This window comes from Streptococcus moroccensis (assembly GCF_030812835.1).
GTDB classification, from domain to species: Bacteria; Bacillota; Bacilli; order Lactobacillales; family Streptococcaceae; genus Streptococcus; species Streptococcus moroccensis.
Map to the genome: position 1 here is coordinate 26182 of NZ_JAUSTM010000022.1, position 10314 is coordinate 36495.

At 40.1% G+C, this 10314-nt stretch carries 10 protein-coding genes; 5 read left to right on the forward strand and 5 right to left on the reverse strand.

Features of this window, described 5'->3' with window-relative positions:
- Nucleotides 1–17: 17 nt before the first annotated feature.
- From J2S23_RS09305 to tpiA, 4 genes are all read right to left on the reverse strand, one after another.
- On the reverse strand, nt 18–1403 hold the full coding sequence (locus J2S23_RS09305) for an SLC13 family permease (protein ID WP_307122451.1): 1386 nt from the start codon (nt 1401–1403) through the stop codon (nt 18–20).
- A 5-nt stretch (nt 1404–1408) separates the two neighbouring features.
- Nucleotides 1409–2356 (reverse strand): carbohydrate kinase family protein, encoded by a 948-nt coding sequence (locus tag J2S23_RS09310; protein WP_307122452.1) that lies wholly within the window; start codon nt 2354–2356, stop codon nt 1409–1411.
- Nucleotides 2357–2393: 37 nt separating this feature from the next.
- Entirely contained in the window at nt 2394–2795 is a 402-nt protein-coding gene (locus J2S23_RS09315; protein ID WP_307122453.1) for a PaaI family thioesterase, read from the reverse strand.
- A gap of 241 nt (nt 2796–3036) precedes the next feature.
- Complete coding sequence (tpiA, locus tag J2S23_RS09320) at nt 3037–3801, reverse strand: triose-phosphate isomerase (protein ID WP_307122454.1); 765 nt, start codon at nt 3799–3801, stop codon at nt 3037–3039.
- Between the two features lie 269 nt (nt 3802–4070).
- Here tpiA and birA point away from each other — a divergent pair, with 269 nt between their 5' ends.
- The gene (gene birA / locus J2S23_RS09325; protein ID WP_307122455.1) at nt 4071–5024 is read left to right on the forward strand and encodes a bifunctional biotin--[acetyl-CoA-carboxylase] ligase/biotin operon repressor BirA; all 954 of its coding nucleotides are present in this window, start codon (nt 4071–4073) and stop codon (nt 5022–5024) included.
- A gap of 164 nt (nt 5025–5188) precedes the next feature.
- Here the strand turns inward: birA and J2S23_RS09330 are convergent, their stop codons facing one another.
- On the reverse strand, nt 5189–5407 hold the full coding sequence (locus J2S23_RS09330; RefSeq protein WP_307122456.1) for a DUF3272 family protein: 219 nt from the start codon (nt 5405–5407) through the stop codon (nt 5189–5191).
- Between the two features lie 118 nt (nt 5408–5525).
- Between J2S23_RS09330 and J2S23_RS09335 the strand changes: the two genes are divergently transcribed.
- The 4 genes from J2S23_RS09335 to J2S23_RS09350 all read left to right on the forward strand — a co-directional run bounded on the left by J2S23_RS09335 (nt 5526) and on the right by J2S23_RS09350 (nt 10192).
- A complete protein-coding gene (locus tag J2S23_RS09335) occupies nt 5526–6812 on the forward strand; it encodes an HD domain-containing protein (protein WP_307122457.1) in 1287 nt (428 codons plus the stop codon).
- A 118-nt stretch (nt 6813–6930) separates the two neighbouring features.
- Nucleotides 6931–7740, forward strand: coding sequence for a sugar-phosphatase (yidA, locus tag J2S23_RS09340; protein WP_307122458.1), 810 nt, complete (start codon nt 6931–6933; stop codon nt 7738–7740).
- Entirely contained in the window at nt 7740–8960 is a 1221-nt protein-coding gene (locus J2S23_RS09345; protein WP_307122459.1) for an aminoacyltransferase, read from the forward strand. The genes yidA and J2S23_RS09345 overlap by 1 nt, the downstream gene beginning before the upstream one ends.
- Nucleotides 8960–10192, forward strand: a complete 1233-nt coding sequence (locus J2S23_RS09350) for an aminoacyltransferase (RefSeq protein WP_307122460.1) — start codon at nt 8960–8962, stop codon at nt 10190–10192. Before J2S23_RS09345 ends, J2S23_RS09350 begins: the two co-directional genes overlap by 1 nt.
- The last annotated feature ends 122 nt before the right edge of the window (nt 10193–10314 follow it).

Consider the following 10314-nt stretch of genomic DNA (forward strand, 5'->3'; position numbering starts at 1 on the left):
TGTGCTTTTGTATAAGTCTAGTTAAGCCAACCAAGGAATCGCCACCAAGGAAAATAAACACAACCAACCATAAGAGGAGCCACAAATGACATGGCTAAGCCATACCGTAGCATCACTTTTTCAGAGTAATACTGACGTCCTGTTCCAATCATAAGGGTTGCATGATGAAAGGGAAGGAGGTAATGGGTATTGACCAGAATGTAAACCATTAATAGGATAACCACACCAGAATATCCACCACTTTCCATCATAGGAAAAAGCAAGGGCAAAACAACCGACATAGTTGCCACTGCTGATCCGATAGCCATGTGCATTAACATGACAATTCCCATAACAACTGCTAAATACATTGGCGTTTGAGCATCTGGTAATAATTTTTGCAAGTGTTCAAAAACAATGCCGGTGATGCCACTTTGGCCGAGTACTTTTCCTATGCTGAATATCGTTACTAAAAATAGTAAAAAATGTGGATTTAATTGACCCCAGTCTGATTTTTTCAAGATGCCTGTTGCAAAAAACAACAAGACGACTATCGCCGTTCCAACCCAGGCTGGGATACCGTGATAGCTCTCTGTCTGCCATACAATGAGCAAACAAATCATAGAAACGATGGCAATCCATGTTGCATAAGGATTTTCCGGCATCTCAGTCTCTGATTTACTCAATGTTATTGGGTTTTTATGAAAGGTTCTCAATTGTTTTTTGAAAAGCATGTAAACGAAGGCAATCGACAGGATGATAAACAAAATAGTAGGTACTGCCATTAAAGTGAACCACTGAGTAAATCCTAACTGACTGCTGATTTCTTGACCGGCAAATGCGAGTGCAGAGCCATTGAGTAGAATTTCGCCATTTGGAAAAAACATGTAGCCCATAATAACACCTATAAAGGCATTAAATAGATAAATTGGTTTACTTTCTAACTGCTCTACTGAATCAGAAGGTAACATGGCTTGAAAAAGCGTTCCAACAATGATGACTCGAGCGAATCCCTGGGGAATTAAAAACACGAGCATTATCCCCAATAGATAAGGAAATAAAAGAAAAAGAAACAGACTGTTAGTAAAGGGAGAAATGACTTTTTGAATCAAGAGATGAATGACATTGGAATGCATTAAACCTACACTTAACAAAGTCGTGGTGATAATCAGAAGATTAGTGTCAGACCACGCAAATTCAAAAATATTGGTAGCAGGCGTTTCACCAAAAACCAAAAAACTCCCTAACAAAAAAAGACAGGCCACTGTCTTATGAACAGCTTCTGTTGCCCATAAGGCTAGGGTTGTTAATAAACTAGCTAAGAGTAATCCTTGTTTAAGGGTTAATCCTAAAGGATTCCAGAGTGTAATGCCTAGCACTATCAGCAATATGATGATGAACGGCTTCACTTTTAGTTTCGTCATTTTCATTATTCTCCATTTGACAAAGATATCTTTTTAGCCGTTTGAAGACGGTGGTTAATTCTTTGATAGTTTTCTGAAGACAGCTGAACACTTGGACTTGCAACAACTTGACTCGAGACATAGTTAGCAAAATCCAACGCGTCTGCCACTTCAAGGCCGTTAAAGAGTCCAGCAATTAGTCCAGCAACATGACTATCCCCTGCACCAATGGTATTAAGCACTTGACTAGGATAAGCAGGGCATTCCAATATGTTATCCCCATCATAAAACAAGGCGCCATCCTCACCTTTGGTGACGACCACCATGTTTTCTGTCTGCTGATAGAGTATTCGTAAAGACTCAGAAATCGTTTGTTTACCTGTCCAGAGCAGAAGTTCAGCTTTATTAAGATGGACTATTGGCGAAAGGGACAAAAGATTTTTAAGGCGTTTGCTATCAATCTTATCCACTCTCGGACCTGGACAAAACACAATTTGCCCCTCAAGGAAGCTTAAGGCCTCTACTAGCTCTCGCCCGGTTTCTTCCTCTACTTCTAGACCACAAACATATATATAGTCGTAGACTTGATGATTGATATCTTTAATCCAGGCAGGATCAAAAAGGTATTCTACCCCATGGTAGGACACAAAAGTCCTCTCACCATCAGGCTCTACAAAACAATAGCAACAGCCATTCTCACCACTTAAGGAAATAGGTGACTGAATCCCTATTTTTTCTAATTCTTGATGGACAAATTGTCCATAAATCCCACTGCCAACTGGGGAAATAAAGGTATAGGGAAGCTCAAGATGGTGAAGCAAATTAACGACGTTAAAAGCACAGCCACCTAAACTTAGTTTTTGCCGACTGACATGCACATCCTCCTCTCTTTTAGGGAGTTGGTCGACAGCAATCATAACATCACAGACCGTTGATCCAATGACAAGGATTTTTCGCGATACAGACTGATTCATCTAACTCCTCCATTCCTGTAATCACTAGTTGCCTCTATTAATAATTGCCATCTGCATCCTCACGAACTCCTGTAACAAACATGGTAAAGGTTGCTTTAGCAACATCTTGTTTATGCTGATTGGTCACAGTGACATCTATGACCTTGGTTGTTTTTCCGTCATGGACACAAAGGCCATCAATAATGAGGCTATCTCCAAGTTTACCAGATTTCAAATAATTAACGCTAGATTGTAAGGTTACTGCATCAACCCCCATTGAAATAGAAACTAAGCCACTAATCTGATCACACAAGGTAAAGATATAGCCTCCATGAGCAAACCCATAATAATTAAGGGATTTATTGACAACTTCAGTTGCGACCACAACATGACCCCTATCGTACGAAACTGTTTCAAAATTTTCAAATACGCGAATCTCATGCAAATGTTTATCTTCCATAAGGCGTTCCTCCACTCTATTAAACTGATTATATCATCTTTTAAACATTGCACACAAAAAAGCGACCGATTCATTCGTCTTTTTTACCCAGAACAACAAACCTAACAGTCAAAAATTGTTATGTTATCAGCTGTCTGCCTATTAATTATCAACATTAAAGATTTTTAGGAAAATTGAGTAATCCATTTTACACCAAAAAATCTCCTCAGCTAGGCTAAGGAGATTGAAAAAGTTATTAAGATTATTTTACAAAATCAAGCAAAGCCAAGAAGCTATCTACTTCAAGAGAAGCTCCACCAACAAGAGCACCGTCAACATCAGGACAAGCCATGTAGTCCGCAATGTTTTCTGGTTTTACAGAACCACCGTATTGAACACGTACTTTGTCTGCCACATCTTGTCCAAAGTCAGCTGCAACAACGTCCCGGACGGCTTTACACATTTTTTGAGCATCGTCTTGAGTAGCTGATTTACCAGTACCGATCGCCCAGATTGGCTCATAAGCAAGAACTGAAGATGCTACTTGCTCAGCTGTCAACCCTTTAAGCGCTGCAGATACTTGCGCGCCAACAAATTCTTCTGCTTTACCAGCTTCATACGTTTCAAGTGATTCACCACAACAGATGATTGGTGTCATTCCATTTTTGAAAATGGCATGCGCTTTTTTATTGATGTCTTCATCAGTTTCTTTGAAGTAATCTCGACGCTCAGAGTGACCAATAATAACATACTCTACACCAAGAGCTGCAATGGTTGCAGGGCTATTTTCACCAGTATAAGCACCAAAGTCTTCAAAGTAACAGTTTTGAGCAGCTACTTGAAGCTCAGAATTAGATTTTTTTACACCTTTTTTCATTCCTTCAAGAAAGATCGCAGGCGAACCAATAACAGTGTCTACAAGGTCGTTAGATGGGATAGCTTTAGCAACCGCACCGATAAACTCACGCGCTTCAGTGTGCGTTTTGTTCATTTTCCAGTTACCAGCAATAATGGGTTTACGTGACATTTCACTTACCTCTTCTTTTTTTAATTTACCTGTTTATTCTATCACAATTCCATGAAAAAAGAAAGGGATTTACAACAGCTCAAAATCTCTTTCATTGTCACTCCTCGTCTTCTTTTATAATTTTATTTAGAAGATTTAAACCCCTTTTAAAGAACAGACAAGACCTAACAACTGGAAGATTACAACTACCTCCGTTGATAGGTCGTCGTAGGTTCTCCAAATTCCAGCCTTTTTTTGAGTAATTGTTGTCTTTTTGTTACAATAACCTTATGAAAACCTATCAAAAAGTCTATCACATCCTAAAAAATGCCGACAATTATATTAGTGGTGAACAATTAGCAGAACAATTAAATCTGTCCCGTACCAGTATCTGGAAAGCCACTCAACAGTTAGAAAAACACGGACTGGTTATCGATTCTATTCCCAATCGAGGCTATCGTCTTATTGAAGGGGACTTGCTAGAACCTTCTTGGTTATCTGATCAATTGCCATTCACTATTCACTACCGTGAAGATAGCCAATCAACCCAACAAGATGCTAGACAGGGGTTGGAAGCTGGAGATTTAGGCGATAGTCTCTATATAGCTCCAAGTCAGACAGGTGCCAAGGGACGGTTTGGTCGTCAATTTTTTGCGCCCCAGCAAGGCGGGATTTATATGTCTCTTCATCTCAAACCGATGGTAGCCTTTGAGCAAATGCCTCCCTACACCATTTTAGTCGCTGCAGCTACTGTTCAAGCGATTGAAAATCTTACGACAAAAAAACCCCTTATTAAATGGGTTAACGATATTTATCTTGATTCCAAAAAAATAGCTGGTATCTTAACCGAAGCAGTCACGTCAGTCGAAAGTGGCCTCATCACTGATATTATCATTGGAATTGGCTTAAACGTTTACATTAAAACATTTCCAGAGGAATTGAAAGATAAGGCAGGAAGCCTATTTGATGAACAACCTGAGATTTCACGAAATCAGCTGATTGCAGAAATCTGGAAGGTCTATTTAAACACACCTGAAAACCAGCTTATTGATCTCTATAGAAAAAAATCCCTTGTTCTTGGTCAAACGGTTTCCTTCACTCAAAACAAAATAGCATATACAGGCCTTGCCACCGAAATCGACCGCGAGGGCCGTTTGCAAGTGGAAACTCCAAAGGGAGAGACTATTTGGCTCAATAGTGGCGAAGTTAGCCTAAGCAGTTGGACAAGCGAGCAGAAGGATTAAGTACCTAGAATTAAAAATGTAACGAGAAGATTCAGACATCACTGAACGGTCCTGCTCCAGTCAACATTCTCAAAATGTACTGTCACTATCTATAAAACTAAGGGGAGTTGGATACCTATTTTAGATAAATCTAAAAAGACCAGAAAGAGCGGCAACTTCACTTTCTAGTCTTTTTTCTTGGTCATTTTATCAATTCTAGCCTCGATTGCTCTAATAAACTTACTAAGCTGATAACTGCTATGCAAATTCCGCAACAAAATACTTCCCCAGATCATGACGAAGAGATACTGACCTGTCATCATCGATCTGTTGAAAAAATAAGTCGCAAACGCAGTTGATAAAGCTAGAAGAATAAATTGATACATAGGCAAATAGATTTTCATACTGGTATTATAGCAAACTTTTTGAGCAAAGTCCTCCAAAAAAAATGACAACGGTTCTTAAGGTAGAGGACTTTATCTTTTAATGGCGAAAAAGAGCCTATTTTGCTATAATGAGGACATGAATGAAAAAGTATTTCGAGATCCAGTACACAATTATGTCAATGTGGATCATCCCGTCATTTATGATTTGATTAACAGTAAGGAATTTCAACGCCTTCGTCGGATTACGCAACTTGGCACTTCTGGGTTTACCTTTCACGGTGGCGAACATAGTCGTTTTTCCCATAGCCTAGGGGCCTATGAAATCGCCCGTCAAGTCACGGCAAAATTTGAAAAAAAATACCCCGAACTTTGGTCTAAGGAAGAAAGCCTGCTCACCAAGGTAGCGGCTCTTTTGCATGATATCGGACATGGCGCCTATTCTCATAGCTTCGAACGCCTTTTTGACACCGATCATGAACTCATGTCTCAATTGGTTATCACGGATCCGGAGACTGAAATATGTCAGATTTTGCAGACAGTTGCTCCAGATTTTCCATATCAAATTGCCTCTATTATCAGCCATAACCATCCTAATAAAAAGATTGAACAACTGATTTCGAGTCAAATTGATGTGGACCGTATGGATTACCTGTTACGAGACTCCTACTACTCAGGCGTAAGCTATGGAGAGTTTGACTTAACACGGATTTTACGGGTTATTCGACCGACTGCAGAAGGCATTGCCTTTGATATCCAAGGCATGCATGCTGTGGAAGACTACATTGTCAGCCGCTACCAAATGTATATGCAGGTCTATTTTCATCCTGCGACACGTGCCATGGAAGTACTCTTGCAAAACTTGCTCAAACGAGCACGAGTTCTTTTCCCAGTTGAGCCAGATTTCTTCCAACAGACATCGCCACTACTCATCCCATTCTTCAAGCAAAACTTCGATCTTTTTGATTACCTTGCCATTGATGATGGTGTGATGAACACCTATTTTCAAGCTTGGATGCAGTCTTCAGACGAAATCTTAGCAGACCTTGCCAGTCGCTTTGTTAATCGTAAGGTCTTTAAGTCGGTAACCTTTGATGAAGTGGATGAAGAGAATCTCGATAACTTAAGACGCTTGGTTGCTCAAATTGGATTTGATCCTGAGTATTATACAGCAGTGCATCGCAATTTTGATTTGCCTTATGATATTTACCATCCCGAAGCAGAACAGCCTCGAACACAGATTGAACTTTACCAAAAAGATGGACGCATGGTTGAACTGTCTCAACGGTCGCCTTTAGTTAGCACTTTATCAGGAACCATTCATGGGGATCAACGTTTTTATTTCCCTAAAGAGATGATTCAGGATTCTATTTTTGCTGATGATTACGAAAGTTTTATGTCTATCATTAAGGCAATGGAACATTAATGGACCAAAAGCACCTGTCGCTGCTTAGACTATGCTTTGAAAATGACTAAGGAAGGAGAAAAGGTCTTGTCAAACGAGTTCTTTTCGACTTCCTAATGTATTTATAGAAGGAAAAACTATGTCAATTAAACTTGTAGCTGTCGATATCGATGGCACTCTTATTACAGATCAACGTCAGATCACACCTGAAGTTTTTGAAGCTGTGCAAGACGCCAAAAAGCAAGGGGTTAAGGTTGTTATTGCAACAGGTCGCCCAATTGCTGGGGTTAAACAACTCCTAAACGATCTCAAACTCGATGAACCTGGAAACTATGTCATTACCTTTAACGGAGGGCTCGTTCAAGAGACCTCTAGTGGCCAAGACATCATTTCAGAAACTATGTCTTACGACGACTATATGGAGATCGAACTTTTGGGGCGAAAACTGGGCGTTCACATGCATGCCATCACAAAGGACGGTATCTACACAGCCAATCGCAACATCGGTAAATACACTGTCCATGAATCCAACTTGGTTAACATGCCCATTTTTTACCGTACCGCTGAAGAAATGGCGGATAAGGCTATCGTTAAAATTATGTTTATCGATGAGCCTGAAATCCTAGATGCAGCTATCGCAAAGTTGCCGAAAGCCTTCTATGAAAAATATAATGTTGTCAAATCAGCTCCATTTTATTTAGAAATTCTTAACAAAACTGTCAGCAAAGGAGAAGCCATCAAGCACCTAGCTGAAAAACTAGACTTAACCTTAGATCAAACCATGGCTATTGGGGATGAAGAAAACGATCGCGCTATGCTTGAAATTGTTGGGACACCTGTAGTGATGGCAAATGGAAATCCTAAACTGAAGGAAATTGCTAAATACATCACCAAATCAAACAATGACAGTGGCGTTGCCCACGCCCTTAGAGAGTGGGTGCTCGACTAATGTATACCTATAAAGTTGGACTATCTTCCGAGGAACATGATGCTTTTGCCAAATCATCCGAACAAGCGAATCTTTTGCAGTCATCAAACTGGGCAAAGATAAAAGATAACTGGGGAAATGAGCGTTTAGGGTTCTATCAAAATGAGGAACTCATTGCTGTTGCCAGTGTTCTCATTAAACCTCTTCCCTTAGGATTCACCATGCTCTATATCCCAAGAGGGCCAATCATGGACTACGGTAATCTAGAACTTGTTACCTTTGTCATGACCTCCCTCAAGGCTTTTGGTAAATCCAAACGGGCCTTGTTTATCAAGTTTGATCCTGCACTGCTCCTGCGTCAATACGCCTTAGCAGATGCTGAAACAGCTCCAGAAAATGACCAAGTTCTAACCTATGTCAAGAACTTAGAACAAGCTGGTGCTACCTGGGCTGGAAGAACTTCAGATATCGCTGAAACCATTCAACCGCGCTTTCAAGCAAATGTCTATACCGCAGCAAATCTCACTGAGACCTTTCCAAAACACACAAAACGATTAATGAAAGACGCGATTAATCGTGGTGTTGTCACAAGTCGTGGAGATATTTCTGATGTCACAGAATTTGCCAATGTGGTTGCATTAACAGAAGGTCGTAAAGGGGTCGCTCTTCGTAACGAGGACTACTTCAAAAAGATGATGACCATTTATGGTGAGGATGCCTATCTCCATCTTGCAAAAGTCAATCTGCCGAAACGCTTAGCAGAGTATCAGGGACAATTAGCCCAAATCAACAAAGATTTAGCCGAAACTGCTGAGCACCAAAAGAAACGTTTGACTAAACTCAATCAGCAAAAAGCTTCGGTAGAGAAATATATCGCAGAGTTTTCTGAATTTGTGAATCGGTATGATGACGAGTTGGTAATCGCTGGTATCTTATCTGTCCGGTTTGGCAATGTCATGGAAATGCTCTATGCAGGCATGAACGATGATTTCAAAAAATTCTACCCTCAATATTCCCTATACCCTAAAGTCTTTGACGATGCCTATCAAGATGGTATCATCTGGGCTAATATGGGGGGAGTTGAAGGGAGTTTGGATGACGGCTTGACCAAGTTCAAGGCTAATTTTGCACCAACCTTTGAGGAATATATCGGAGAATTCGACCTTCCTGTCAATGCCCTTCTCTACAAATTATCTCAATTTGCTTATGAAACCCGAAAGAAATTAAGGAATAAACACTAATGTCTTTAACAGAACTAGATGCAAAGTCCTTTGAGGCTTTTGCCAAACATTGTCCGAATGCTTCCTTTATGCAGAGTCCTCAAATGGCACAACTGCTGACAAAACGTGGGTTTAAAACGAGATTTCTTGGTCTTGAAAAAGACGGTAGACTTCAAGTCGCTGGTCTAGTGTATACCATGCCCATGACCGGGGGACTTCATATGGAAATTAATTCTGGACCCATAAGTATTGATCAAGACTATCTAAGCGAATTCTATCAGAAATTAACTGACTATGCTAAAAAAGAGGGAGCTTTACAGTTACTGGTCAAACCCTATGATACCTATCAACGATTTGACAGTGATGGAGAGCCCGCAGGACCGGTACAAAACCAACTCATTAAGGATTTAACCACATCAGGCTACAGCCATGATGGCTTAACCACCGGTTATCCAGGTGGAGAGCCAGACTGGCACTATGTGAAAGACTTGACCGGTATTTCTGAAGAAACGTTGCTGGCTTCCTTTAGTAAAAAAGGTCGCCCTTTAGTGAAAAAAGCCCTCAGTTTTGGAATTAAGACACGGTCATTAAACCGTAATGAACTCCAAGCTTTCAAAGAAATTACAGCTGCGACTTCTGAGCGTCGTGATTATGAAGATAAATCGCTCGATTATTATCAGGAATTCTATGATAGCTTTGGTGATAAGGCACAATTTTTGGTCGCAACCCTTAATTTTACGGACTACTTAGCAAATCTTCAAACGGATAAACATCAAATCGTTACTAAACTAAAAAACGTTGAAGAAGCGATTCGCCAAACGGACTCAGCCAAACAAAAAAATTTAGCCAAGGAATTATCCAGCCAGATTTCGACGTTTGATACACGGATCAATGAGGCTTCTGAATACATCGATCGTTTTGGAGATAAAGATGTTATTTTAGCAGGCGCTTTGTTTATTTATGACACTCATGAAACAGCCTATCTTTTTTCAGGTTCCTATCCTGAGTTCAATCGCTTTTACGCACCAGCCATTCTTCAACTAGAAGCGATGAAAGAAAGTATCAAAAGAGGTATTCCGACTTATAATTTCCTTGGCATTACCGGCCTATTTGATAGATCTGATAGTGTGTTACGGTTTAAACAGAACTTCAATGGCTACATCACTCGTAAAATGGGGACTTTTCGGTATTATCCATCACCACTCAAATACAAGACAATTGCCCTTATCAAAAAAGTATTGGGACGCTCATAACAAAAAAAAATCGATTAACATCGATTTTTCAGACCGAAGACAAACTTCATTTTGAGGTTTGTCTTTTCTTGCGATTTGAATAAAACGTGTTCATGGATTAAAAGTATCAGGGTGATAGCTCT